This is a genomic window from Parahaliea maris (genome assembly GCF_008064665.1).
In the GTDB taxonomy this organism is placed as follows: domain Bacteria; phylum Pseudomonadota; class Gammaproteobacteria; order Pseudomonadales; family Halieaceae; genus Parahaliea; species Parahaliea maris.
In genome coordinates this window covers 66,702-90,853 of the sequence record NZ_VRZA01000011.1, presented here as the reverse complement: position 1 = coordinate 90,853, position 24,152 = coordinate 66,702, and the positions used below count along the sequence as shown (strand labels likewise).

The window sequence follows — 24,152 nt, the reverse complement described above, 5'->3', positions numbered from 1 at the left end:
GCTAACCAGTACTAATTGCCCGTGAGGCTTGACCATATAATCCAAGTTGTTTGGTGTGCGCAGTAAGAGGCACACGTTGCAGACTTCGCAGGATGTTGTGATTAAGTCCAGTGTTAAATGCCGGTGCGAAAGCATTAGCAGAAAGAGCGACTCAACTTCACAAGCTTGATTTACCGCCTTATTTGCACTGAAATCGTTCCAGACGATTTCCAGCATTTCCTCCATCCATGGAGGTCAGTGCTGCCGGTTGTTGAGATTGAGACCGGAGGCATGCCAGTTTGCCTGGCGACAATAGAGCATTGGAACCACCTGACCCCATCCCGAACTCAGTAGTGAAACGATGCATCGCCGATGGTAGTGTGGGGTTTCCCCATGTGAGAGTAGGTCATCGCCAGGCTTCTAAAAAAGAAAACCCCCGCAGCGCCGCTGCGGGGGTTTTGTTTTTTAGGATGCGTTGATCTTCTCTCCCGCCCTGACGCGGCCCGGAGGGCCGCCATGTGCAAAGCCCTGTTCCGCAGGAACGGGCTTTAAGCGCCGAAGGCGTCCCGAAGGGATAGCGAGCACCGCTCGCTACTTAAAGTAGGTCACACCCGATACAGCGGGGTGGGCTCTGCAGCCCGAAGGGCTGCCACTCGAACCTGCCCACTGTCTCCACCCCCCCCTCCCACCCCCCCACGCTATAATCTCCTCTCACTTCCCGGACCGCAGGCATGCCAACTCCCGCCACAACAAGATTTCCAGCGCTGATAGCGTTCCTGATCCTTCTGGTACCGCAACTCAGCGCTACACCGCTACCAGAACCCGGGAACGAAGGCATTCCAGCAGCAAGTCGCTATACCCGAATCGTTCGCGCTCTACAGAGCGCCGACCAGGAACAGCAGCGTGTGTTCGCGAATTCAGCCCTGGAGGCACTGGTCGAGGTTTACTACGCCGAAGCGGACCTCGCGTTGCGCGAGGCGGAGGATGAGGAAGATGGGAAGGATCGCCGTTCCTGGGCACTGTCTGTCGAGAGTTACACCCAGCTTTTGCTGGCGGCCAGGAACAGCGTTACCGCTGGTGAAGTTGTCAGGCTGTTTTCCGGGGTAGGTGGCGAGGCGGCCATGGTGGTAGCCGGTGAGCACCGGGTTATGCTGAGCCATCCACGTGGCGACCAACAGGCAGCTTACGAACAGCAGGTGCTAAATACTTTTTGCCGCTCAGCGGATTGTGAGGACTTACTTCCCACGCCTCTGGTGACTGATGCCCCCGCACCTCCACCGCCTGTCCCTGTGCAAATACAATGGTCCTTCAACCAGGACGGAATGAACTGCCAGTACCAGGGGATCAGCTTGGTGTTCACTCGACACAATGAGCCCCGGAGGGCGCGGTCACTGTGTGAGCAGTTGTACTCCGAACTGGCATCCCTGGCGGAAGAGTTACGATGGAAGATATGGCGCGGGGTCAGTATCGAGTGGGCGAGGCTCGACATCCAGCGCCGGATAGGCCAGACCGGCCACTCGGTACGGTTGAATTCAGCGGGCGATGTCCTGCTACTGCGGCTGCCCGTGTTGGCGGCTAACGGTCCACTGTTCAAGGCGACACAGGGCTGGCTTCGCAACACCGTCGCTGACACAGAAGATGGTTTTCAGTTAACCCTGAAGGCGGCGGACTATCGGCTGGAAGTGGCCCTCTAGGCGGCGTCGCGTTTACAGTCCTGCTATAACTCCCTAGAATCCCCGCTTTTTTGCGGCACAACAGTGAGTAATCACCATGAGTGACGAACCCAAAGTCTCCTATTCCTTTCAGATGAATACCGGTGCGCCCCAGTCGCGCACGGAAGGTGCGCCTGCCCAGCCCGTGCGGCAGGAGGCCGATCAGATGTTGTACGCAGTAGACGACTTTGAATCGCTCAGTGTTGCCGGAGGCACACTGTTGGTGGGCAAGCACACCGGGGCTCAATTATTGAGCCAGCCACAAGTGGCGATGGTCCTGCAGCATTGCCTCGAGTTCAGGACGCTGGGTGAGCATGCCCAGCGGCTGACCGCGCTCTTTCCGCAACTTGGCGGCAACGTCAACGATGCGCTCAGGGTACTTGGGCTGGTAAAGGATTCCGGCCTGATGATATCCGCCGGCAGCATTTGCGAGCGGGTTAATCAAAGTGTGAGTACGAACGCTGTCGATCGCACCAAGTCCTTTATTATCACCTGTGACCGACCGGCAGCCGTCGCCCGACTACTGGAGTCCCTGTTACACAACGGCAAGCTGGCACAGCAGAAACAGCTCTACCTGATCGATGATTCACGCCAGGCGGAAAATGCCCGGCACAACCGCGAAGCCGTCGAGCAGTTCAATCTTGTCAGTCCCAGCACGCTCGCCTACATCGGCCCGGAAGAACAGGCTGACCTGATTACAAAGCTCTGTGCGGCATTGCCTGAGGATGAGCCTGCGGTTCGTTTTCTGTTTTCCCGGGAGGAGTGGGGCGGGCAGAAAACTTACGGCAGATCCCGCAACCTGTGCCTCCTGCTGTCCGTTGGCGAGCGCGCGGTGATCCTGGATGACGACGTCCTGGCCATGGCGGTCGCACGTCCGGGTACGGAGAATGCCCCGGTGGTAGCCGACGGGATGCGCAGTGCCGAGTTCTACCAGGACATGACAGGCTGGCAACGTCAGTGGCAGCCGCTGGACTTTGACCCCCTCGCCGGGCACGGGCGTTGCCTGGGTCAATCCCTGGCTCAGGCGTTAGCCGAGTTCGGTAGCGAAGGGCTGCAGCCGGGGCAACTCGCCGGCGCCAGTCTGTCGCTGTTTCGCGACCTCCACGCCGAATCAAGCGTTCTGGTCACTCAATCTGGCGCTGTCGGCGATCCGGGCACGACCAATAATGCCTGGCTACCCAATCTAGGGTCGGACAATGTCCGTTCGATGCTCGCCTCGGAAGGTGGCTTGCACACCGCGTTGACTACACGGCAGTGTTGGGTAGGTCAGCCGCGTAATACCGTGACCAAGCGGGCCGTGATGTCACAGGTAACCGGCCTCGACAATCGCGCGGAATTGCCGCCCTACTTCCCCGCGTTGCGGGGTGAAGACCAGTTATTCGGGATCATGCTCGACTTCCTGATTCCGGACTCCGTGGTCCTGGAGTACGCCTGGTCGGTCCCGCACCTGCCCGTAGAGAACCGTGCAGGTAATCCGCAGGGGGACAGTGTGGTACCAAAGGGCGGGCTGCAGTTGCTGGGTTCCTGGCTTGGTGAGTTCAAGCCTTTCGATGCCAGCGTTGACTACGACACCCGCATGGATTTGCTGGCCGCACGCCTCGACACACTGGCCCAGCTATCGCCCTCGGGCCTTGTTGCCCGATATCGCGCCCTGCTGACGCGGGCCCAGGGGTTTGCGTTACAGACGCTCAACGACCGACTCGCCGATACAGGTACTCTGGATGCCAACTGGAAAGGCTATCTGGAGAACAACGCCAGAGCCTGTGTTGCCGCTTTGCAGCAGCCGGCTGCGTTGGCGGATATTCCTGACGTGCCCGACGACGTTGACGAGTCTGCGATTGTCCAGGTAATTCAGACCCGTGCGGCCGGTTTTGCCACTGCACTGCGTGCCTGGCGACGCATCCGGGAAGTGGCGCCTACCCTCTGAACCGGCGGGCCTGGCGGGCCCCGCTCTGTGAACCTGATCACACTGCGACCATTCGATCAGCGGGTGGGGTAGCGCTGCGCGCTATGCTTGGGTGATGCGAGCACCGGCCGGATTGCCAAGCGGTATGATCAACATCGAAAAAGTCTATACAGTCGACCTGGAAGTCGGGATGTATATCTCCTCCCTGGACAGGCCCTGGCTGGAAACGCCCTTTTTCCTGCAGGGCTTCCAGATTGAGTCCTCCGAGGATATCCGCAAGCTGCGCGAATTCTGCCAGTATGTTTACGTCGACTATCAGAAAAGCGCCAAGGGGGAGAAGCTTGCCCCACGGCGTACTGTCAGCCGCCCGCGGCGCGCCCCCCAGGAACTGTTCGGTGGCCGTCGTCTGAAAGCCTACGAAGACAAGGCCGATTGGAGCGAGGAATTTCCCCGGGCCCGGGCGGCGGTACAGGATATCTCCGAAGGCATTGAAACCGTTTTCGAAAACGTTTCACGGGGCGGTGCACTCGATGTACTGCGGGTGCGCAAAGCCGTCGAGCCGATGATCGACAGCATCTCCCGCAATCCCGACGCCTGCATCTGGCTGGCGCGCATCAAGCAACAGGACCAGTACACTTACCAGCACTCCCTCGGTGCCTCGATCTGGGCGGTAGCCCTCGGTCGCCAGCTGGGGCTGCCAAGGTCTGATCTGCGTTCGCTGGCCATCGGCGGCGTGCTGTTCGATGTGGGTAAACTGCGTGTAGACCCTGAGTTGCTGCGTGCCGACCGTCCACTGAGCGACGAGGAATTCCAGCGGGTGCGGGAGCATGTCCAGCTCGGGTTGGAGATGATCCGCGAGACGGGCCTGATGAACAGCGACGTGCTGGACATGGTCGCCTACCACCACGAGCGGCACAATGGCTCGGGCTATCCCGAGGGTCTGAGAGGCGATGACATCCCCATCTTCGCCCGGATCGCGGCCATCGTCGATTGCTATGACGCCATAACCAGCCATCGAAGTTACGCTCGTGCCACCTCGCCCGCCGAGGCGATCAAGAAGCTTTACGAGTGGCGGGATGTCGACTTTCAGGCTGAGCTGGTGGAGGAATTTATTCAGGCCGTGGGCATCTACCCGGCTGGCTCACTGGTGGAGTTGTCTTCGGGGGAAGTGGCGGTTGTGGTCTCGGAGTACCGCTCCCGCCGCCTGCGGCCCCAGGTCATGGTCCTGCTTGGCGAGGACAAGCAGCCCCTTGCCAGTCCCAGACTCATCGATCTCGTCACGGAAAGCCAGGCTGGTAGCGGACCGAACCTGGCAATCGTCGGAAGCCTGGAGCCCGAGGCTTACGGCATTGACATGGCCGGCATCCAGCTCTAGGGCCGATGGCGCCGCTGCCCCCGTAGACGAGTTTCAGCGACCCTTGCGCGCATTGGCGAAGGCCGCTGCGAAGGCATTGTTGGCGGCCGGCTTTTCGTTGCGTGGAGCGCGCGCAGTACTTTTCCCGCCGCCGCGGCGCTGATCACCCCGTGGGCCGGAGGGTCTGTCCCCGGCCCGGTCACTGGCCTTGTCGCCGAGTCGCATGCTGAGGCCGATGCGCTTGCGAGCCTCGTCCACCTCCATCACTTTCACTTTGACGATATCGCCTGCCTTCACCACGTCCCGCGGATCCTTGACGAACTTGTCGGCCAGGGCAGAGATATGGACCAGCCCGTCCTGGTGGACGCCGATATCGACGAAGGCGCCGAAGTTGGTGACGTTGGTGACTGTGCCTTCCAGCACCATGTCGGGGCGCAGGTCGGATATTTTCTCCACGCCATCCTGGAATACCGCCATACGGAATTCCGGTCGCGGGTCGCGCCCCGGCTTGTCCAGCTCGGCAATGATGTCCACCACGGTGGGCAGGCCGACACTGTCGCTGGTGTAATCCTGGGGCTTGAGGCCGCGCAGGAAGCTGCTGTCGCCGATGATGCTGGCAACATCGCGCTGGCGGCGATCGGCGATGGCTTCCACCACACCGTAGGATTCCGGGTGCACAGCGGAGGCATCGAGGGGGTTGTCTCCGCCGGAGATGCGCAGAAAGCCCGCCGCCTGTTCAAAGGTCTTGTCGCCAAAACGCGCCACCTTTAACAGCGCCTTGCGATTGGCGAAGCTGCCCGCCTCGTCCCGCAGGGCAACGATGTTGCTGGCAATGGACTGGTTGAGGCCGGATACCCGGGTGAGCAGGGGTACTGACGCGGTATTGACGTCTACCCCCACCGCGTTTACGCAGTCCTCCACCACGGCATCCAGCTGCCGGGCCAGCTGGACCTGGCTGACATCGTGCTGGTACTGGCCGACCCCGATGGACTTGGGCTCGATCTTGACCAGTTCCGCCAGCGGGTCCTGCAAGCGGCGGGCGATACTTACCGCGCCGCGGATGGTGACGTCGAGATCCGGAAACTCCCGGGCCGCGAACTCGGAGGCGGAGTAGATTGAGGCGCCGGACTCGTTCACGATGACCTTGCTGGTTTTCAGCTCCGGGTGCTGGCACAGCAGGTCGCCGACGAATTTGTCCGTCTCACGGCTGGCGGTACCATTGCCGATGGCGATCAGCTCCACCCCGTATTTCTGGATCAACTGCAGCAGTTTTGCGGCCGACTCGGCAGTGCGATTCTGCGGCGGGTTGGGAAAGATGGCGCAGTGGTCCATCAGTTTGCCCGTGGCGTCCACCACGGCGACCTTCACCCCCGTGCGCAACCCGGGATCCAGGCCGATGGTGGCCTTGGCACCCGCAGGGGCAGCCAGCAGGAGGTCCTTGAGGTTGTTGGCAAACACCTCGATGGCTTCACTCTCGGCGCGTTCGCGCAACTGGCCCAGCAGGTCGGTTTGCAGGTGGGTGAGCAGCTTGACCCGCCAGGCCCAGCGCACGGTATCCAGCAGCCAGCGGTCAGCCGGTCGGCTGTGGTCAGCAATCTTCCAGTGCTCGGCGATCATTGCCTCGCAGGGGTGGGCGTCCGAGGGTTTTTCCTCGGCGTGCATGACCAGGCTCAGGTGCAGAAAGCCTTCGTTACGGCCGCGGAACATGGCCAGGGCCCGGTGGGAGGGGACGCCGGCGAGGCCTTCGGTGTGCTCGAAGTAGTCGCGGAATTTCGCCGCTTCCTGTTCCTTGCCATCCACCAGGCGCGAAGCGAGCTGGACGTTGTCGGCGAGAAAGTCTCGCACTCGCGCCAGCAGGTCGGCGTCTTCGGCGAAGCGCTCCATGAGTATCTGGCGGGCACCATCCAGCGCAGACTTGGTATCGGCAACGCCGGCGTCGCTGTTCAGGTAGCCAGCGGCTTCCTGCTCCGGGTCGAGCGTGGGGTCGGATAACAGGGCATCCGCCAGCGGCTCCAGCCCGGCCTCGCGGGCAATCTGCGCCTTGGTGCGGCGCTTGGGCTTGTAGGGCAGGTAGAGGTCTTCCAGCCGGTTCTTGCTGTCGGCCTCGAGAATGGACTTTTTCAGCTCAGGCGTGAGCTTGCCCTGTTCTTCGATCGAGCCGAGGATCGTCTGGCGCCGGTCCTCCATTTCGCGCAGGTAGTGGAGGCGGTCCTCCAACTGGCGCATCTGGGTATCGTCGAGACCGCCAGTGACTTCCTTCCGGTAGCGGGAGATGAAGGGGACTGTGGCGCCTTCGTCCAGCAGACTGACGGCGGCGGAGACCTGGTGCTCGCCCACGGCGAGTTCCTGCGCGATGCGCGAGTAGATTGCTGTAGTCATGGAGTATTCAGATCGGGCTTTGTGGACAGACAACGTCCGGCATTATGCGCGAGTCTCGCGGCGAAAACGATCTGGAAATTTCAGGTGGTTTGTGGCTGAGCTGAGGGCCCCCGGCAGGGCGGGTGCCCGGACACCGTCGCTAGCCGCGAAACTTGCGCACCGCGGTGAGCAGCTGGCGACAGGTGATCTGCCCCACCAGTTTGCCGTTTTCCACCACCGGCCGGCGGCGCTTGTTCTTCATGAGCATGTCCTGAGCCACGTCGACAATGTCTTCGTCGGGGTGGGCTACGACCAGGTTGTCCGACGCCATGTAGTCCTTTACAGCCCCCAGTGCGCCCTCGTTGTAGATGGCCCCCAGGGCCGCTCGCAGGCAGTCCAGTTCCGACAGGATGCCGACCAGGTTGTTCTGCTCATCCACTACACAGACGCCGGATATCTTGTTGTCGATAATGACCTGCATGGCGTCGAAGATATTGTCGGTGGCTTTCACTCTGACCGGGTTGGCCAGGATGTAATCACGCAGATTAACGGATTGCAGCATTGCGATCTCCTTGTGCGCCGGGCCGCCAGAAAAGGCGACTGCCTGTCAGAAGTATAGATGCTGGAACGCGCAGGGTGCACTTCGGCACACGGTGCTGTTCGGTGCCTGCTGCAGCATGACCTGAGCGTCGTGGAAATCCTCCACCCCAGCTACACTTACATTGAGACCTGCAGTCAGACCTTCCGTGAAACCTTGCGCCGGGGCTGCCCCATGAAAACACTACACCTGCTCCGCCATGCCAAATCCTCCTGGGATGACCCACTGCTGGCCGACAGGGACCGGCCCCTGAATCGCCGCGGGCAGCGTGACGCACCGCGCATGGGGCAGGCGCTGAGCACCCGCCTGGATCCCATGGCGGTGTCCTGCAGCCCGGCGCGCAGGGCCCGGCTCACCCTGGAGGGCCTGTGCCAGGGCTGGCCCGAGCTCGCGAACTGTGCTCACGACATTCAGGAAAGCCTCTATACCTTTGATTATCGGGACTTGCTGGACTGGCTGTCGTGCGTCCCCGGCAGCAGCGACAGCCTGTTTCTGGTGGGGCATAACCCGGCTTTTACTGACCTCGCCAATGTGCTCACTGGTACCCCGGTGCTGGATAACCTGCCCACCGCCGGCTATCTGCGGCTGGAACTGTCCACTGACGGGTGGACGGATTTGCCCGGCTCCGGCGTACTGAGCGAGCGGCTGTTTCCCCGGGAACTGCGCTGAATCATGTTTGACCCCATGGCCTCCCCGGGCTGCGTTCAGGGCGCTACGGTGGTAGTCTTGCACATTGAATCCCTGACTGCCTTTGGAGTGCCCGTCAATGCCGCGAGCTGCACTGCTCCCGTTACTGTTCCTGTTCGTTGCCTGTAGTGCCGCACCACCGCCGCCCCCGCCTCCCGCGTCCCTGGCCGGGCAATGTCCCGAGCCGCGTCCACAGGTCTGCACCATGGAGTACGACCCAGTCTGCGGGCAACTGGCCGGTGGCGGGCGCTCGGACTACTCCTCCCCCTGTAACGCCTGTGCCCACGACGCGGTGGTGAGCTACCTCAAGGGGGTCTGCGAGGCCGCAGACGCCTCTGCGGTGGGCGGACTGCGCTAACAACAAGAGCCTCCTATGAGTCTGACCAATCGAATTCTTATCGCCATGGTGGCAGGTATCCTGTTTGGATCCCTGCTGGACCTGATTCTCAGCAGCTCCGGTATTTCCTCCGGATTCCACAACATCATTCAGGACTATGTGGTTGATGGTGTGCTGGAGCTCGTGGGACGGGTGTTCATTGCCTCCCTCAAATTGCTGGTGGTCCCCCTGGTGCTGGTGTCGCTGATCTGTGGTTCCAGTTCCCTCGGCGACAGTGCCCGCATGGGGCCCATCGCCGGCAAGACCGTGATCTTCTACCTGATGACGACGGCCATCGCCATCAGCACCGCGCTGTTGGTGGCCGTACTGGTCGGCCCAGGTGCCCACGTCTCCATGCCGGGCAGCGCCGAATTCGAGGCGACCTCGCCGCCGCCGCTGATCGACGTACTGGCGGGCATTGTGCCCTCCAACCCGGTGGCGGCGATGGCCGAGGGCAACATGCTGCAGATCATCGTTTTTGCCCTGCTGTTTGGCTACGCCATCTCTCACGCCGGCGAAGCCGGCCGTCGGGTCGCCGACTTCTTCCGTGACCTGGAAGAAGTCATCATGCGGATGGTCGGCATACTCATGGAGCTGGCGCCCTACGGCGTATTCGCCCTGCTGGCCAGCCTGTTTTCGGACATGGGGCTCAGTGCCATCGTCGATCTCGGCGCCTACTTCCTCACGGTTCTGGTGGTGCTGATCTTCCACGCGCTCGTGGTCTACAGCCTGTTGCTTAAGGGCATAGCCGGCCTGTCACCCGCTATCATGATGAGAAAGATGCGCTCGGTCTGGGCCTTCGCGTTCAGTACCGCGTCTTCCGGAGCCACCCTGCCGGTGACCCTGCGCACGGTGGAACGCCGGCTCGGGGTGCACAATTCGGTGGCCGGCTTTACCGTTCCCCTGGGCGCTACCATCAACATGGATGGCACGGCGATCATGCAGGGCGTGGCTACCGTATTCATCGCCCAGGTCTACGGTGTTGACCTCTCTTTCACGGCCTACCTCACGGTTATCCTCACCGCCACACTGGCTTCCATTGGCACCGCTGCGGTGCCCGGTGTCGGTCTGATCACCCTGGCCATGGTGCTGGATCAGGCAGGCCTGCCGGTGGAAGGGATTGCCATGATCATCGGTGTCGACCGCTTGCTGGATATGGTGCGAACCGCAGTAAATGTCACCGGCGATGCGACAGTGGCAGTCGTGGTCGGCAAGAGCGAAAACCACCTGGATGAGCGTATTTTCCTGAATCCGAAAGCCGATATGGAACAGGATGACGAGGCCGCGTAGCGCACTCTACGCGCGGCCCACGAAACCTACGCTACGAAAAGCTTTTGGAACGAACTATGTCGATCAAAGTAACCATAGTGCCGGTGACGGCGTACCAGCAGAATTGCTCCATCCTCAAGTGCGAAGCGACCGGCAAGGCGGCCATCGTCGACCCGGGTGGCGACGTGGAGCGTATCCTGGCGGCGGTGAAGTCCCTGGATGCCACCGTTGAAAAAATACTGCTGACCCACGGTCACATGGACCACTGTGCGGCTTCCGACGTGTTACGCCAGCAACTCGAGGTACCCATCGAGGGCCCCCAGAAGGAAGACGACTTCTGGATCGCCAAACTGCCGGAGTGGTGCAAGATGTCCGGCTTTCCCCATGCGGACGCCTTTGTGCCCGATCGCTGGCTGGAAGATGGCGACACAGTGACGGTGGGCGAGCAGACACTGCAGGTATATCACTGCCCCGGGCACACGCCGGGGCACGTCGTGTTCCTGCACGAGGGCCAGCGCCTGGCCTGGGTGGGGGATGTCCTGTTCCAGGGCTCCATCGGCCGCACCGACTTTCCCCGCGGCAATCACGAGGAACTGGTCAGCGCTATTCGCGACAAGCTGTTCCCCCTCGGAGACGACATTACCTTTATCCCCGGGCACGGTCCCACCTCCACCTTTGGCCAGGAGCGCCGCAGCAATCCCTTCGTGGCGGACTCCCGCTATGGCTGAGGCCTCCACGGGCGACACCAGCCGCGAGGACCTGCTGCGGCGCGAATACCACGCCCAGACGGCACGCATCCCCTGGACCGACCTCCAGACCTACTACGCCCACGGCAGCGTGATACGGGTGAGCCCGGATCTCGATCTGGTGGAGGTTGCGGTGCAGTTGGGAATGGACAACAAGCAGCGCTTCGAGGAGTGGACCGGCGCTGACCTGGTCGCCCCGGTCAGCGATGCCGAAGCCCTGGCCTGGTACGAGTCAGGGGCTCAATTGTGGGCTGTGGTCGCGGCCCCCTGGGTTCTGGTACAGGATCGCTAGCTCGGCCCCGGTTGTATCACTTTGATCCAGTCTCCGGTGCGCGGCTCTCCCCGCGGATAGTGGCCGTTCAGCAACCGTAACTGGGCCTCGGCGTCGGGAATCCTGATGCTGCTGGCGATACTGGCGTAGGTGGCTCCCCGAGGCACCTGGACGTAACGCACGTACAGCGGCGTGCCACTGCGCCGCTCCCGGTCCAGCAGGGGGCGGAAGCTCTCGATGATTTCCAGCAGGGTCTTGTCCATGGCGGCAAAGTCGCCCGCCGCCCCTTCGAACTGGTAGTTCAGTCCCTTGTAGTCAATCACCGCCAGGCGCTTGGCGGTACCACCCGCCGACGCTACCGCCGAGTAACCCTGCAGGCCGGCCTGCTCCAGCACCTTGCCGTCACTCAGGTCACCTGTGGCGCCTGCGCGCAGGGCCTGTTCCGGGGTTTTGGCGGCATCCCGGCGGGCGATGGTAATGGTGAGGTTCGCTGCGCCATCGGGGGCGCTGGCGACAATGGCCGAGGAGCCGGTGCTCACGCTCCAGCCCGGGGGATGGGCGAAGGTGAAGGCCAGCTTGTTGTGGTAAAAACGGTTCTCGTCTTTCTGGCCCTGGATCGAGGGGCCGAACACCATGCCATCGACCATCTGCTTGAATTCCCCTGGAATGACGGGGTCCGGCGAGCGCTCGTCCTCGTCCAGTTCGCCCGCGGTGCGAATCACCGTCTGCAGGCGCTGGTCGTTGCGAGGGTGGGTGGCGTAAAGGCCGTGGTAAGTGCCCGAGGGCTTGCCGGAAGAGCGCGCCTTGACCCGCTGGTACTGCTCCTGGTCCTTGAGCACGCCAATCACTTCCAGCAGCTCCTGGGCGTCGTAACCCGCCTTGTGCATGTACTCGGCGCCGAGGCCGTCGGCCTCGAGTTCATGCTCGCGGCCAAAACCGCTGAGCAATTCCTGTCCGTACATGGAGGAGGCATCCGCCAGGTCGCCGCTGCCGGTGAGGATATAGGCCGTGGTGGCAATGACCTGGTTGGTGATTCGCCCGGATTTCTGCCGGCCGTGGTGGTTGGCGGTGACATGGGCGATTTCGTGGGATATGACCCCCGCCAGCTCCGCCTCATTGTCCAGGTAGGCCAGCAGGCCCCGGTTGATGTAGATGTACCCGCCGGGGGTGGCGAAGGCGTTGATGTCGGGGCTGTCGATGACGGTGAAGATGAACTCGCCGTCGGGTTGGTCACTGTGGGCGACAAGGCGCTGGCCGATGCGCTCGATGTAGGCCTGCAGCTCCGGGTCGTCGTAGGCGGCCCCTTCTTCCATCATCTTGGCGTAGAGTTCGTCGCTTTCGTCCTCGATCTTCACTTCGCGGCCGCCGGCTGTCACTACAACGCCGGAGCCGCCCCCGGAGGACGATGAACTGCTGGCGCACCCGCTCACTGCAAGCGCCGCCAGGGAGCCCAGCAGAAAGTTGCGCAGGAGGGGACTGGGATTCACGATGGGCTACCTCTAGTACTCGCTGGACAGGAACTGCAGCAACTGGTCACCCACGCTGTCACAGGCGGTTCCCTGGACCGGGGCGATAATGGGAATGGGGACCACCACGGCCGGCATGTAGGACTGGCCGCTGGCGCTGGCGTTGATCCGGCCGACCTCGGCCCGGTTGGTAAAGTCCCAGATCGTGGCCTCGTAGTCGGAGTCATTGCCCCAGGTGCCGAAGCCGAAGCAGCCGGCGCCGCCGGGGCCGATGCCGCAGGTCATCGAGCCGGCGGAGTCAGTGCGGATGGTGCTGCCATCGATCCAGATCATGTACTGGGTGCGCAACTCTGCCAGGCGCTGGGCCACCGGCGGTTGCTGCAGGAGTTTCTCCAGGTCCTCGGGGTAGAGCGGTGCAGTGCGGGGCTCGAACCAGGGGTAGAGCGCGTTGATGAAATCGAGTTCATCGATCACCTCGATCGAATTGTCACGGGAGGAAATGTGATCGCCCACGCACTCGATGAAGTCCGGTTCGGTTTCGTAGTCGCTGGCGTGTCGACGTCCCAGGATCACCACGCTGGCATCGCCGATGCCCTCCACCGGCTCGTTGAAGACCATCTCGTCCACCGTCGCGGTCACACAGCCGGTCAGCAATGGCAGCGACACCAGGGGGGCAAGCAACAGGGCGCGGCGCATCATGCTCATGGTTCAACCTCCTGGTTGCCGGCCACCCGGGGCGCGGTGTTGCGGCGCTGGGCCAGCCAGTCCTGGACCTGGGGTACCCGGGTGAAATTGGTGGCGAAATTGGCGCCGGCGTCGCGCAGGGCGACCACTGCCGCCAGGTTGACCGCCGCCTCATCGCTCTGCAGGAAGGCTGTGGGCGTTTTGCCGTAGGCGGTCATGGTCCACTCCGCCAGGGGCTTGCCGCCGGGAGACACCAGTTCAAAGCGGTAGCGCATCCAGATTTCGTAGACTTTCACGTTGGTGTGAGTGGGAATGGCGTACTGCAGTTCGTCGACGTGGGGAATCAGCACGGCATCCACTGCCTGGTTCATCTGGCCGGGTTCCGGCTTGGCCTTCATGTGGGTGAGTTCGCGGAACATGCCCGGTAACAGGGTGTCCCACATCTGCACCTGGGCGTCGCCGGTTTTGACAATCCATCCGGACTCTGCGCGGCCCTTGGCCTCGTCAAAAAACTCGTGGGTGCGAAACCCCTCGTCGTACCACACCCCCAGTGAAAGCGGGAGCTTTTGCATCAGGGGGGCGGGAAACTGCCCCTGGACTGCCACCTCGCTGGGTCCGCAGGCGGATAGCAACGCAAACACCGCCAGCAGCAGTGCGCGCCAGGGAGTAAAACGACGACCCTCAGGGCCTGAAATCATTGAGCCCGACAAAGGTGCCTCCATTACGGTAGGTCAGTTCACGCATAAGTGTAGCAAAGCGAATGCCGGTAGTTTGCAGATGCGGCGGCCTGATGAATTGAACCGGGAAGCCCACGGCATGGATGCGCACCCGGCGCCGGCCCTCGGCATTCTCGCTATTGAGCCTGTCCACCGTCTGCACCACCTGGGCGATGGATTCGCCGGTGAATTCGTCGCCGAACACGTAGATGCTGATTTTCTTGCCCGGGTCGTAAAAGGTGCGGATGGCCTGGGTAATCCCCTCTACCGGGCTGGAGTTACTGAATACGTTCCAGTTGCGCAAATTCTGCATGATGACCTTGCGCCGGCCGGGGGTGTCGGGGATCCACTGGCCGCGGTAGCGGCTGAACATGTAGTTGCCCATGTCGTTGAGGATCTGGATGCCCTTCACTTCCGGGTAAATGCTCAGGGTGGCTTCCAGTTCCGCCAGCATGCGGTCCCAGCTGTAGGAGAACATGGAGCCGGAGGTGTCGATAATGAAGATGATGTATTCGCTGTCGACCGGAATCCCACCGATCAGGTTGTTGCTCGACTGGTGCTGTCGGCCCAGCAGGCGTTCCATTTCCGCGGTGAGCGTCTGGCGGGCATCGGCCAGTTCTCCGGCGATCACCGAATTGCTGTTGTCCTGTACCTGTATGCTGTCGTAGCGGGATAGCGCGCTCGCCAGTTGGCCGCGAAGAATGGCGATTTTTTCCTCGTACTCCGAGAGCTGCTCGTGTTTGGCATTGAGGTCCCGGTTGAGGACGGTGGTTTCGCCACGGATTTCGAACAACTGCTCCTGCAGTTCAGCCACCTTGCCTTCGAGGTTGACGGTAGAGGCCTCGATAATCTGCGGCTGCACGGTCTTGGTGATCATCAGCAACAGGATCACCGCGCCGAAACCACAGCAGATCACGTCCAGGAAGGACAGGGAGAACTCCTCTGGCGGGCGTCGCTTCGCCATCAGGGCCAGTCCTTCGACGGGCTCATAAAGGAACCCTTGGTCAGCTGGGCCAGCTGCCAGAATTCGGAGGCGGCCATCGGGTCGCCTTCCATCGGCGCCAGGATAATGTTCACCGGGACATTGCGCGGCAGCTGTTTAATGGCCTGGCGGTAGAGTTCCAGGCGCTCCTTGCCGCTCACTTTGGTGCCCCGGGGGGCGCTGGCCCCCCGGGTGGGTAGGCCGTCGGTGATCAGGAAAATATTGTCCGGTGCGGGAGACAGCTTGCGCAGCTCGGAAAAGGCGTTGAACAGGCTGGTGCCACCGGACGGGGTGAGTTTGCGCAATTCGGTGGACACGGATTCCAGTTGTGGCTGGTTGGCCACCTCCAGCCACTTGCCGTCGGTGCCCGCCAGAGCCGCCTTGGTCGCGGTATTGAAGGTGATGACCTGATAGTAGCTGCTGGCGGGTAGCTGGGCGGTGAGCCAGTCCACGGTATTGAGGGTGCGGCTCCACTTGTCGGCCTTGCGCTGCACCGCCGGATCCATATTGCGCAGGCGGATAATGTTGACCAGCCGATCCGCCAGCATGCTGGAGGACACGTCCACCAGCAGGACGATGTATTTGCCGCCCAGGTTGAGGCCGGTGAGATACTGGCGATTGCCGTCCCCGGTATAGGTCCGGGCGCTACGGCCGCTGTTTTCCCGCGCCGCCTCCTGCAGTTTTTTCACCTCCTCTTCCAGCGAGCGAATCTCGGCCTTGAGCTGCTCGATGTCCTCGCGCTCGGTAAAGCCCTCCGCCCGCAGCGCCTCGATCAGGGCTTCGTACTCGGTGATCTGCTCGTTGATGCGGCTGGCACGGCCCTGGGCCTCCACCATTTGCAGGTCGATGTCGGACAGGGTGTTGCGCAGGCGCACCAAGCCCTCCTCGCCGTCGGCGATATCCTCCTCTAATAGATTGACCTCGGAGAGCAGGTCCTGGTTCAGTTCTTTTGACTGGACTTCGATGGAGTGGTCGATGATCAGGAACACCAACACCACCGCGCCGAAGCCACAGGACATGATGTCCAGGAAACTCAGGTTGAAGGTGGTAAAGCCGCGTTTCTTCCTGGCCATCAGTCTGCGCCGACCCTAGGGGTCCACGACCTCGATCAGTACGCCCACCAGTTGCCCGGCGACCGCCAGGGTGTCACCGCAGTGCAGGGGGCGCCCCGGGTGGTAGGGCAGGCCGTTGACGGTGGCGCCGGTTCCTCGCAGCTGCCATTGCGCATTTTCGTAATACAGTTCGCAGCCCTCGGCCAGGAGAGTGCCTGCGGCTTGCAGGGGGCGGGCGCTGAAACCCTGCAGCAGATGGCTGGGGCCCTCCGCAGGTGCCACAGTCGGGGAGGGGGCGGCGTTTAAATTGACCGGGGTGGGCTCGGGCGCCGGAGGCTCGGGAGATGCCTCGGCGCAGGGCAGGGTAGTGACCAGCGACAGGGGCTGGTCCCGGTGCACGATGTGTGGCTGTTGTTCCGATGTCACCCTGGGCAGTCGGTCGGGTTCCAGTATGTGCAGCCCGGGCAGTTCCGACTCGGCGCCCGGGAGCAGGCCGGCCAGGGGGTCCGCCAGCAGGCGAGGAGTGCTGCCGCGGGTGAGTTCCTTCACTCGCGAGAACAGGCGCTGGCCGGCCTCGAGCAAGGCCGCGGCCTGGATCCTTGTGCTGTAGCCGGCGATGGACAGGCTGGCCTCGCCCCGCTGGCGCAGGGCGATAAGGGCTGAGGGCAGGGCATCGTACAGATCCTGTTCGGTGCCCGCCTTGCGCCGTGGGTCGAAACGGGTGTGGCGGATGAAGTGGTTTGCAATGATCTCAACCAGCCGCTCCTGCAGGGGCAGCATGCCGCATCCTGGAAGGGGTTGGCTGCTCAGCAGGCGGCGCTCTCCGCCATTGTCCTCGAACTCGCTGAGCAGGGCCTGGTGAAGCTGGAACTCCAGGTGAAACAGGCGCCCGTTGCCCGCTTCGGGCTGGGCCAGGGCCACGCTGCGATTGACCAGTCCTACGGCGGAGAAAGGGCACTGTTCGATGATGCCGAGCAGCAGAGACAACTGCTCCCGCTCCAGGTTGCCTGGCACCGCCAGCAGGACTTCAGCGGGTTCCCCGGCCGCCTTGTGCAAGTCCAGCAGGTGCGCGTGGACCAGGTCGGCACTGTGGCGGGCGGGGCCCAGGGCTGGCTGCAGGGGCTGGGTGTTCAGTTGTCCCCAGTAGCGTGTGGAGACATCCCGTGGCCGCAGCCGGGCTGCGGCGCGGGCGGCCGCACCGAAGCGGTATTCAGTGCCCACCAGCAGGGCGTAACCGGGGCTCTGCACGTGTTTGTCGCCGTGCCACAGTTGCAGGTTGGCGTCATTGATGTCGAGAACAGCGATACTCATCAGTGAGCCACCAGGTGACGCAGCAGGCGTTTGTCGGCGTAGCGCTGGCAATCCAGCACCAGCCGTTCCTGCGACAGCTGCAGCTGGTGCAGGCAGAACATAATGATGATGGAGAGTACCAGCGCCACAAAGGTACTGTTAAACGCCACCCCGAGGCTCACGGTAACGCCGGAGATATCCCCCTCTACCGCTTTGTAGGCCTGGCCCAGGGCGTCACCGATACCGCGGACGGTACCAATAAACCCGATGGAGGGAATGGCCCAGGAGATGTACCGGACCATCGACAGCTCGGAGTCGAGGCGGTCTGATTCGATTTCGCACTGTTCCTTGATGGTGTCGGACACGGCCTGGATGCTGCCGGTCGTGGCGAAGCGCTGCAGGGCCGAGAGCAGGGTGCGGGGCAGCAGTAAATCCTGCTCCTTGTCCGGCAGGGCTTCCAGGGCGCGGCTGTATTCGCGGGCGTCTTCCGGCAGCACACTGGTGCCATCGGGTACCTCGAGCAGGGCCCGATCCAGTAGCTGTTGTTCTTGCACGGTGCGGCGCCCCTTGTAGGCCATGATGGCCAGGGCCCAGATCAGCAGGATAAAACAGGCCTCCTGTTCGAAATCGCGAATGACCACGGCAAAACTGCGCTCCGGCACGAAGTCTTCACCCGCCGCCTGCAGGGCCATTTCCTGGCGGATCTGGGCGTCGGCGGCGGGGCGAATGGCACCCACATACACCGCGTGCACCACGATGATCGCGATCAGCAGGGCGAAAATCTGGAAGATAAATTCGGATGACATTCGGGTTTTCATGCGCGGTCCTGTGCGGGTCCTATATGTCCACCGGGAAGGAGACCGAGAGATCCTCGGAAATCTGCTCCGATGCCTGGTAATCGAAGGGGGAATCGTCCTGCTGTCGCGCAGGAGGCGCATTCGCGGTGGCCTGTGCCGGGGTGTTGGCGTCAGTCGGGGTATTCGGGTCTGCGGGGTCCTGGGCGCCGGCAAGCCCTGTAGCCAGCAGCATCAACAGCAGCAGTGCCGGGCGTAACTTCATCTTCTACTCCGCGTAACGTGCAATACGGAATCCTACGTCATCGCGTCCGGCTTGCCCATAATCGCGATAGGACAGCCGCAGTTCCGCCAGTTTGCTGAGGGACCAGCTGGCGCCCTTGACCACGTAGTTGTCGCCGCTCTGGCCGCCGAGCGGATCAGTTTCCAGAGACCCGTTGGCCTGGGGAATGGTGTAGACGTCGTTCACCCACTCCGCGACGTTGCCGCCCAGATCATACAGGCCCTTGCTGTTGGGTTTGAACGAGGCCACCGGGGCGCTGACCACGTAGCCGTCAGTGTAGCCATTGAGGATGCGGCCGGTAACGTAGGCGGACGTGTTATCGGCATAGTTTTCAACGGGCGCAGTGGGGGGGAAGTCTTCACCCCAGGGGAATTTGAGCAGGGCTTCCCCTTCGGCGCGCGCGGCCCAGGCCCACTCGGCCTCGCTCGGCAGGCGATAGCCGAGGGCGTCCGGGTTGAAGCCGGTGACGATGCCTTCGCGCTGAGTGTAGAAGGGCTCCAGTCCCTCCTTGCGGCTCAGCCAGTTGCAGAACTGGGCAGCCTGCTGCCAGCTCACGGCCACGACCGGCTGGTGCTCCTGGTTCAGGCTGTTGCCTTCCACCTGGCCCGAGTTGTGATTGGCCTGGAACTGCCGGAACTGGGCGTTGGTCACCTCGGTGGTCTGCAGGTAGAACATGCGTTGCAGGGCAACCGGCCGCAGCACCTCGTTGGCACGGCGGCCGGACTCGCGGCGCGAGGCGCCCATGGTGAATTCGCTCAGCGGCGAGTCTCCCGGGGTGAAGAGTTTCAGGGTCTGGCCCAGGGCCGTGGTGATCTCCGGCGTCAGTTTGGCGAGCTTGGCGGCCTGCTGGGTCTGCAGGGCGAAGTCCAGCTGCTGCTCGATACCCATGCGCGGGGTGACCCGGCGCGACAGGGTCGCGTAGCCGGGCAGGCTGACCTCGACCCGGTGTTCGAAGGTGGGCAGGCTCAGGGTCTGGCTGCCCTGGCCCACGACCCTGCCGTTGATCTTGACGCTGGCCTCGGCGGGGCTGACCACCAGGCGCAATTCCCCGAGCTGTGCCTGCAGCCGAATGGCGCGCTCTGTGCTTTCACCTGCCGCGAGGGTGATGGTTTCACTGTGCCGCCGGTAGCCCGGGCGTGACAGGTGGATACGCTGGGACTTGTCTGGCGCCAGTTCCAGGGTCAGTGGAGTCTGTCCCTGGTATTCGCCGTCGAGGGTGACATTGGCTCCGGCAGGGTTGCTGGAGAGTGCCAGAATACCGGCGGCGGGGATGAGCGTGATGCTGCCGAGGTCCTGTGGCTCGCCCGCCGTGACTGCCAGGGTGCTGGTCCAGTCGGCATAGCCCGGCAGGCGCAGGCCGATTTCCTGTTCTCCTTGCAGTATCTCGACCACCCCGGGGGTGGTGCCGGCGGGTTCTCCGGCGACCGTCACCGTTGCTCCGACCGGCTCGCTGGTGATGCTGACTTCGGCCCAGGCCGGCAACAGCTGTGCCTGTACCTGCTGGCGCTGTTCGCGCCCGGTAACCTCGATGGCCTGCTCCCAGGGCTGGTAGCGCGGCGCCTGCAGGGTCAGGTCGTGGGGTCCGGCGGCGACTTCCACATCCTCCAGCGGTGTCAGTCCGAGTTCCTCGCCGTCCAGCAGTACCCTGGCGCCGGGGGGCTCACTCACAAAATGCAAACGGCCGGGGAGGGGTGTCAGGGTCAGCAGGACTTCCTGACTGTCTTCATCGGTGACCTCGAGGTTGGTTTGCAAGGGGAAGTAACCGGGTGCGGTGACCGAGAGATCGTAATGGCCGGGGCGGATCAGAATCCGTTCACCAAAGGGCAGGTGCAAGCCGCCCACGTCGACGCTGGCATCGCTCTGGGGCGTGACGGTAATCAGCACCGAGCGCGCGGTGAGCAGGAAGGCCATCAGCAGTGCAAACAGCAAACCGAGCGCGATGAGCACCCAGCGCAGCGGGTGGCGGCGGGGCCCGGGAGCCTTTGCCCCGGGCGTCAGGGGTTCGAACGCGGCCGGCGTGATGGCGCCATCCCGGGCGCCGCTGGTGTCAGACATTCAGATGGGTTCCGTACAGGCTATCAGGACCGTTTCCGGTGGAGTATCCGGACTGATGGTAAAGGTACGCCGCACGTCGCGATAGCCGTTGCGGGTACCGACCGCGGTATAGGTGCCCGGCCGCAGTTCCAGCTGGCGTTCACTGAACTGGCCCAGCCGCGCCACCTTGTAGACGGTAACCGCGGTCTGCTGGTCTGAACGCAGGGTGACGGCAATGGGCTGGTTGGCGATGGCCAGCAGGTTATCGATTTCAGCGATCTGACCTGCCAGTACTGGTCCCTGCGGCTGAATCGCCCGGGCTTTTTCCAGTAGTTGAGTCGTCGCCCTGGCTACACTGGGGTCTGACAGGCGCTCGGGTTTGTCGGTGATCTCTTCCAACTGGGTCTGCAGCTCGGCACGCGGTTGCGCCCGGGCCAGCCCTTCCTGGGCATAGACCACGCTGGCGTCAATGGCCAGCGCCTTCTGGTAGCTGTCGGCGGCGGCTTTCCAGTCCTCGGCGGACTCCAGTTGCTCGCCCTGGCGGCGCAGGCCGGCGAGGCGAGCAGCAGTCTCCGTGCTCTGCAGTTCCGCCAGGGCGCTGTCGACTTCCGCCGCATTCGGACGCAGCCCGCGGGCCTTTTTGAAGGCCTCGCGGGCGGCACTGTAACGGCCCTCGTCGAGGGCGGCATAGCCCTCGCTCATGGCGCGATTGAAGCGCTGGGCGATGTGCAGCTCTTTTACTCGCGCCAGCTCGGCGGCGGCTCGCTGGTGCTCGGGGTCGATCTTCGTGGCCTGTTCCAGGCCGGCCTCTGCTGCGGCAAGGTCGCCGCTGGCCTCCGCGCTGGCGGCGCCATCCATTTCTGCAAGGAGTTCAGGGAGGCGCTCTGCCCGGGCTTGCAGGGCGGCCAGATCCGCGCTGTCGGGGCCCAGTAGCGCGGCCTGTTCGAGGTGCTGGCCGACGGCTTCGATGGCACCCGCCTCGATGGCCAGGCGGGCCTGCTCGAGCTGGCTGGCGAGACGTTCGGGGACACTGTCGGCGATGGCCTGCAGGCCCTCCAGAGCGGCCTGGTACTGCTGTCCTGCGGCAACGTACTCGCGTTCGCGGTAGAGGGCATCACCGTCAGCAGCCAGGGCAATTGCCGCGGCAAATTCCTCAGCCGCCCACTGCTCGGCGCCCTGGTCCTCGAGCTCCCGTTGCAATTCCAGCAACTCCGCCAGGGCGTCCTGGGCCTCCTTGCGCAGTTCGGCCTGCTGGGCGTCGGCCCAGGGGCTGCTTTCAGGCGGAGCTTTGGTGTCTCTGTTGGTGGCGCGGGGAGCGGCCTGTGTGGCGGGTTCGCCGGCGGTGTCGGGCAGAGGTTGTACAGGGTCTGGCGAGGGTTGAGGTAACAGGAAAACCACGCCCAGCGCGACCGCGACCAGCGCAAGCAGCGCGGGTACAACCCAGCGGGGGCTGCCCGAAGCGCTTGCCGGGGGGGCGCTGCTTGTACTGGATTGCCGGGCCGCCGGCTCGAAGGGGGTCGGTGTGAGTTGATCCTGGTTTGGAGACATGCCTGGTTGGTACCGCCTGTGCTATTCCTGGGGCCGGGGCCTGCTCAGGGTGATTCAGTACGAGCGGCCTGCGAATGGGCGGCTTCGGGCAGGGCCAGTTCTCCCATTTCCGCGCGGTAGATATCCGCGAGGATTTCGCGCCACTGGGCGTACTGGTCCTCCACGTTGCCACTAAGCATGATAGTGCGATCTTCCAGTTCGATCACCTGTGGCGTGATTTCAGCCTCCAGCGACATGCCCAGTTCTTCCAGGGCTTCAACGTGAATCTGCGCTTCATTGCGTTTTTCCAGCCCGCTCTTGAGCAGGTAGCCGCCACCGATAATGGCGACATTGCCTGCGGCCCGGCTGGAACCCTCGCTGCTACCCGCGGCGGCAATACCTGCCAGCACGGCTACACCGCCGGCAATCAGCCTGCGGGTGCTCTCCTCTTTGAGCTCCTGCAGGGCGATGGCCTCCTCATAGCTCAATTTGCGCCACTCCTGGTAGGGGGCCTCCATTTGTCCGGTAAAACTGCCGTAGTAGGCCTGCATGGTGTCGACAAACATATTGTCGCGTTCACGAATGCTGTGAATGCGCTCCAGCATCGGGTCATTGTGGGCCGGCAGGCGCAACACCTTGTAGTAACCCTTGCTGGTTTCCTCGAGGTAATCGCCAAAGGCGTCTGGCGAAAACGTTCGGGCAAAGCGCAATTCGGTGACCACCCGGACATGTTCGAGTTCGGCCAGCTGGAGGGTTTCCATGTGCTGCAGCAGGTCGTTGGCTATGGTGTGGTACACCGCCTGGAACGGGTCGTAGCTGACGCGGGTGGCGCTGTCATAGGCATAGCGGCTGGCGTGCCCGGAATAGGTTTTGTCGAGCCACTCGCGGTTGCGTGAATCCTTCGCGGTGATGTGCAGTTGCAACTCTTCACCGTCGGATTTGAGTATCTTGCCTTCTACCCGCAGGTCGGTGATCTGGGCGGCACTGGGTACCACACGCACCGCGCCCCAGGCGCCGCTGTTCTGCATGGCCTCTGATAACAGGCGGGGCATGTAGCGGGCCTCGGCCTTGCGTACTTCCGGGTAGACCTGCTCGTCCTCTTCGTACTGTTCGAGGCCCGGGTCGAAAATGGCGATGCCCACATCGAGCAGGAGTTCCTCAGGAATCGGTTCTGCGGTGGTGGCCAGTGGTGGTACCGAGGTGCTTTTGACCGTCTGGCTGACACAGCCCGCCAGGGCGGCAGCCGCCAGCAGCAGGCCGAGGCTCCTCAGGGCATGGGTCACGGAGAGATGCCCTTGTACTTGCGGTATTCGTCCCACAGCTTCTCGCGCACTGCGGGGTCGGGCTCGCGCATGGCGGCCTCGCGCAACTGGCGGGCAACGACATCGTCGTCATCGCCGCTGGGAATGTCCGCCGGTGGCGGGTACTTGGCGGTATTTTGCGGCATCTGGCCGCCGCCGCGAGAGGCGCCGCCCATGCCGCCACCGGTGCTGGAACCGCCGGCGTCGGCGATATCGCTACCGTAGGGGCTGTTGCCGCCACCGCCTGCAGGTTCATTGCTCTGGGCCGGCTCCGGCGCAGGATTGTCGCGTTGGGCGCGGCGTTGCGCCGCCTGTTCTTCCAGAATCATGGCATCGAATTCACCGGTGCCTTCTTCCAGGCGGGCGTCGAGTATCGCCACCTGCTCGGCCGGTGTCAGCGGGCCGGTACCACCCATGCCACCCATACCGCCTGCAGGGGTACCGCCTTCGGGAGCACCGCCATCTGGCATGCCGGCCTGGCTACCACCGCCCTGTGAACCACCCTGGCTACCTTGCTGACCTTCATTCTGTCCGCCTGCGGCACCTCCACCCCCCGCCTGGGCCGCGGCCTCGGCCATGACCTGTTCCATGCTCGGCATGCTGGACTGGACGACGGGTTCGTCGCGCAGGTCCGGAAGGGCCTGTCCGCCGCCTTCTCCGGTACCAAAGCCAGGCTCGCCGGCATCCTGCCCCTCCCCGGTCTCGCTGCTGCCGGACTCTCCTGCGCTGGCGGTCGCTTCACCGTCGCTGCCCTGGCCGGGCATCTC

23 protein-coding genes and 1 rRNA gene are annotated in these 24,152 nt (G+C 63.3%); 9 read left to right on the top strand and 15 right to left on the bottom strand.

What is annotated here, in order from left to right; all coding sequences use genetic code 11:
- A partial coding sequence (locus tag FV139_RS21170; protein ID WP_213004190.1) for a hypothetical protein occupies positions 1-216 on the bottom strand: 216 nt, incomplete at its 3' end.
- 65 nt (positions 217-281) lie between these two features.
- Between FV139_RS21170 and rrf the strand changes: the two genes are divergently transcribed.
- The 4 genes from rrf (at position 282) to FV139_RS20355 (ending at position 4,972) form a co-directional block, all read left to right on the top strand.
- A 5S ribosomal RNA gene (gene rrf / locus FV139_RS20370) occupies positions 282-397 on the top strand.
- A 487-nt stretch (positions 398-884) separates the two neighbouring features.
- Complete coding sequence (locus FV139_RS20365; RefSeq protein WP_148070335.1) at positions 885-1,673, top strand: hypothetical protein; 789 nt, start codon at positions 885-887, stop codon at positions 1,671-1,673.
- Positions 1,674-1,749: 76 nt separating this feature from the next.
- Positions 1,750-3,618 (top strand): hypothetical protein, encoded by a 1,869-nt coding sequence (locus FV139_RS20360; RefSeq protein WP_148070334.1) that lies wholly within the window; start codon positions 1,750-1,752, stop codon positions 3,616-3,618.
- A 124-nt stretch (positions 3,619-3,742) separates the two neighbouring features.
- Positions 3,743-4,972 carry an HD-GYP domain-containing protein gene (locus FV139_RS20355; RefSeq protein WP_148070333.1) on the top strand — a complete coding sequence of 410 codons (1,230 nt, stop codon included), beginning with the start codon at positions 3,743-3,745 and terminating at the stop codon, positions 4,970-4,972.
- A gap of 33 nt (positions 4,973-5,005) precedes the next feature.
- Here the strand turns inward: FV139_RS20355 and FV139_RS20350 are convergent, their stop codons facing one another.
- Positions 5,006-7,330 carry a Tex family protein gene (locus FV139_RS20350; RefSeq protein WP_148070332.1) on the bottom strand — a complete coding sequence of 775 codons (2,325 nt, stop codon included), beginning with the start codon at positions 7,328-7,330 and terminating at the stop codon, positions 5,006-5,008.
- A gap of 139 nt (positions 7,331-7,469) precedes the next feature.
- Complete coding sequence (locus FV139_RS20345) at positions 7,470-7,871, bottom strand: CBS domain-containing protein (protein ID WP_148070331.1); 402 nt, start codon at positions 7,869-7,871, stop codon at positions 7,470-7,472.
- A 210-nt stretch (positions 7,872-8,081) separates the two neighbouring features.
- On the opposite strand from FV139_RS20345, the gene FV139_RS20340 reads away from it, so the two are divergent.
- The 5 genes from FV139_RS20340 to FV139_RS20320 all read left to right on the top strand — a co-directional run bounded on the left by FV139_RS20340 (position 8,082) and on the right by FV139_RS20320 (position 11,277).
- Positions 8,082-8,576 carry a SixA phosphatase family protein gene (locus FV139_RS20340; RefSeq protein ID WP_148070330.1) on the top strand — a complete coding sequence of 165 codons (495 nt, stop codon included), beginning with the start codon at positions 8,082-8,084 and terminating at the stop codon, positions 8,574-8,576.
- A 97-nt stretch (positions 8,577-8,673) separates the two neighbouring features.
- Entirely contained in the window at positions 8,674-8,952 is a 279-nt protein-coding gene (locus FV139_RS21330) for a Kazal-type serine protease inhibitor family protein (RefSeq protein WP_148070329.1), read from the top strand.
- A 15-nt stretch (positions 8,953-8,967) separates the two neighbouring features.
- Positions 8,968-10,260 carry a dicarboxylate/amino acid:cation symporter gene (locus FV139_RS20330; protein ID WP_148070328.1) on the top strand — a complete coding sequence of 431 codons (1,293 nt, stop codon included), beginning with the start codon at positions 8,968-8,970 and terminating at the stop codon, positions 10,258-10,260.
- Between the two features lie 56 nt (positions 10,261-10,316).
- Positions 10,317-10,967: an MBL fold metallo-hydrolase gene (locus FV139_RS20325; RefSeq protein ID WP_148070327.1), complete on the top strand. Its 651-nt coding sequence runs from the start codon at positions 10,317-10,319 to the stop codon at positions 10,965-10,967.
- Positions 10,960-11,277 (top strand): DUF2288 domain-containing protein, encoded by a 318-nt coding sequence (locus tag FV139_RS20320; protein ID WP_148070326.1) that lies wholly within the window; start codon positions 10,960-10,962, stop codon positions 11,275-11,277. Before FV139_RS20325 ends, FV139_RS20320 begins: the two co-directional genes overlap by 8 nt.
- Here the strand turns inward: FV139_RS20320 and FV139_RS20315 are convergent.
- Genes FV139_RS20315 through FV139_RS20260 form a run of 12 tightly spaced genes read right to left on the bottom strand, consistent with a single transcriptional unit; the run spans position 11,274 to position 24,149 of the window.
- On the bottom strand, positions 11,274-12,743 hold the full coding sequence (locus FV139_RS20315) for a M48 family metalloprotease (RefSeq protein WP_235898746.1): 1,470 nt from the start codon (positions 12,741-12,743) through the stop codon (positions 11,274-11,276). The two genes, FV139_RS20320 and FV139_RS20315, sit on opposite strands and share 4 nt — an antisense overlap.
- Positions 12,744-12,755: 12 nt before the next feature.
- Positions 12,756-13,421, bottom strand: coding sequence for a hypothetical protein (locus tag FV139_RS20310; RefSeq protein ID WP_407946836.1), 666 nt, complete (start codon positions 13,419-13,421; stop codon positions 12,756-12,758).
- A 2-nt stretch (positions 13,422-13,423) separates the two neighbouring features.
- A complete protein-coding gene (locus FV139_RS20305; protein ID WP_235898745.1) occupies positions 13,424-14,116 on the bottom strand; it encodes a hypothetical protein in 693 nt (230 codons plus the stop codon).
- Positions 14,088-15,086 (bottom strand): vWA domain-containing protein, encoded by a 999-nt coding sequence (locus FV139_RS20300; protein ID WP_148070324.1) that lies wholly within the window; start codon positions 15,084-15,086, stop codon positions 14,088-14,090. Before FV139_RS20300 ends, FV139_RS20305 begins: the two co-directional genes overlap by 29 nt.
- Complete coding sequence (locus FV139_RS20295; RefSeq protein ID WP_187276664.1) at positions 15,086-16,177, bottom strand: vWA domain-containing protein; 1,092 nt, start codon at positions 16,175-16,177, stop codon at positions 15,086-15,088. The genes FV139_RS20300 and FV139_RS20295 overlap by 1 nt, the downstream gene beginning before the upstream one ends.
- Positions 16,178-16,192: 15 nt before the next feature.
- Positions 16,193-17,467 carry a hypothetical protein gene (locus FV139_RS20290; protein ID WP_148070322.1) on the bottom strand — a complete coding sequence of 425 codons (1,275 nt, stop codon included), beginning with the start codon at positions 17,465-17,467 and terminating at the stop codon, positions 16,193-16,195.
- Positions 17,467-18,252, bottom strand: a complete 786-nt coding sequence (locus FV139_RS20285; protein WP_407946835.1) for a MotA/TolQ/ExbB proton channel family protein — start codon at positions 18,250-18,252, stop codon at positions 17,467-17,469. The genes FV139_RS20290 and FV139_RS20285 overlap by 1 nt, the downstream gene beginning before the upstream one ends.
- Positions 18,253-18,283: 31 nt before the next feature.
- A complete protein-coding gene (locus tag FV139_RS20280) occupies positions 18,284-18,505 on the bottom strand; it encodes a hypothetical protein (RefSeq protein WP_148070320.1) in 222 nt (73 codons plus the stop codon).
- Positions 18,506-18,508: 3 nt separating this feature from the next.
- Positions 18,509-20,578 carry a PEGA domain-containing protein gene (locus FV139_RS20275; protein ID WP_148070319.1) on the bottom strand — a complete coding sequence of 690 codons (2,070 nt, stop codon included), beginning with the start codon at positions 20,576-20,578 and terminating at the stop codon, positions 18,509-18,511.
- Entirely contained in the window at positions 20,579-22,105 is a 1,527-nt protein-coding gene (locus FV139_RS20270) for a tetratricopeptide repeat protein (protein WP_148070318.1), read from the bottom strand. It abuts the gene before it with no gap.
- Between the two features lie 44 nt (positions 22,106-22,149).
- The gene (locus tag FV139_RS20265) at positions 22,150-23,367 is read right to left on the bottom strand and encodes a hypothetical protein (RefSeq protein WP_148070317.1); all 1,218 of its coding nucleotides are present in this window, start codon (positions 23,365-23,367) and stop codon (positions 22,150-22,152) included.
- Positions 23,364-24,149 (bottom strand): hypothetical protein, encoded by a 786-nt coding sequence (locus FV139_RS20260; protein ID WP_148070316.1) that lies wholly within the window; start codon positions 24,147-24,149, stop codon positions 23,364-23,366. Before FV139_RS20260 ends, FV139_RS20265 begins: the two co-directional genes overlap by 4 nt.
- Positions 24,150-24,152 lie beyond the last annotated feature (3 nt).

What these genes read in the sequence shown, in the direction of transcription:
- FV139_RS20270 (WP_148070318.1), bottom strand. Translation starts at nt 22,105, where the DNA reads ATGTCTCCAAACCAGGATCAACTCACACCGACCCCCTTCGAGCCGGCG.
- FV139_RS20325 (WP_148070327.1), top strand. Translation starts at nt 10,317, where the DNA reads ATGTCGATCAAAGTAACCATAGTGCCGGTGACGGCGTACCAGCAGAAT.
- FV139_RS20260 (WP_148070316.1), bottom strand. Translation starts at nt 24,149, where the DNA reads ATGCCCGGCCAGGGCAGCGACGGTGAAGCGACCGCCAGCGCAGGAGAG.
- FV139_RS21330 (WP_148070329.1), top strand. Translation starts at nt 8,674, where the DNA reads ATGCCGCGAGCTGCACTGCTCCCGTTACTGTTCCTGTTCGTTGCCTGT.
- FV139_RS20295 (WP_187276664.1), bottom strand. Translation starts at nt 16,177, where the DNA reads ATGGCCAGGAAGAAACGCGGCTTTACCACCTTCAACCTGAGTTTCCTG.
- FV139_RS20280 (WP_148070320.1), bottom strand. Translation starts at nt 18,505, where the DNA reads ATGAAGTTACGCCCGGCACTGCTGCTGTTGATGCTGCTGGCTACAGGG.
- FV139_RS20300 (WP_148070324.1), bottom strand. Translation starts at nt 15,086, where the DNA reads ATGGCGAAGCGACGCCCGCCAGAGGAGTTCTCCCTGTCCTTCCTGGAC.
- FV139_RS20285 (WP_407946835.1), bottom strand. Translation starts at nt 18,252, where the DNA reads ATGTCATCCGAATTTATCTTCCAGATTTTCGCCCTGCTGATCGCGATC.
- FV139_RS20330 (WP_148070328.1), top strand. Translation starts at nt 8,968, where the DNA reads ATGAGTCTGACCAATCGAATTCTTATCGCCATGGTGGCAGGTATCCTG.
- FV139_RS20360 (WP_148070334.1), top strand. Translation starts at nt 1,750, where the DNA reads ATGAGTGACGAACCCAAAGTCTCCTATTCCTTTCAGATGAATACCGGT.
- FV139_RS20320 (WP_148070326.1), top strand. Translation starts at nt 10,960, where the DNA reads ATGGCTGAGGCCTCCACGGGCGACACCAGCCGCGAGGACCTGCTGCGG.
- FV139_RS20275 (WP_148070319.1), bottom strand. Translation starts at nt 20,578, where the DNA reads ATGTCTGACACCAGCGGCGCCCGGGATGGCGCCATCACGCCGGCCGCG.
- FV139_RS20310 (WP_407946836.1), bottom strand. Translation starts at nt 13,421, where the DNA reads ATGATGCGCCGCGCCCTGTTGCTTGCCCCCCTGGTGTCGCTGCCATTG.
- FV139_RS20340 (WP_148070330.1), top strand. Translation starts at nt 8,082, where the DNA reads ATGAAAACACTACACCTGCTCCGCCATGCCAAATCCTCCTGGGATGAC.
- FV139_RS20355 (WP_148070333.1), top strand. Translation starts at nt 3,743, where the DNA reads ATGATCAACATCGAAAAAGTCTATACAGTCGACCTGGAAGTCGGGATG.
- FV139_RS20345 (WP_148070331.1), bottom strand. Translation starts at nt 7,871, where the DNA reads ATGCTGCAATCCGTTAATCTGCGTGATTACATCCTGGCCAACCCGGTC.
- FV139_RS20350 (WP_148070332.1), bottom strand. Translation starts at nt 7,330, where the DNA reads ATGACTACAGCAATCTACTCGCGCATCGCGCAGGAACTCGCCGTGGGC.
- FV139_RS20290 (WP_148070322.1), bottom strand. Translation starts at nt 17,467, where the DNA reads ATGAGTATCGCTGTTCTCGACATCAATGACGCCAACCTGCAACTGTGG.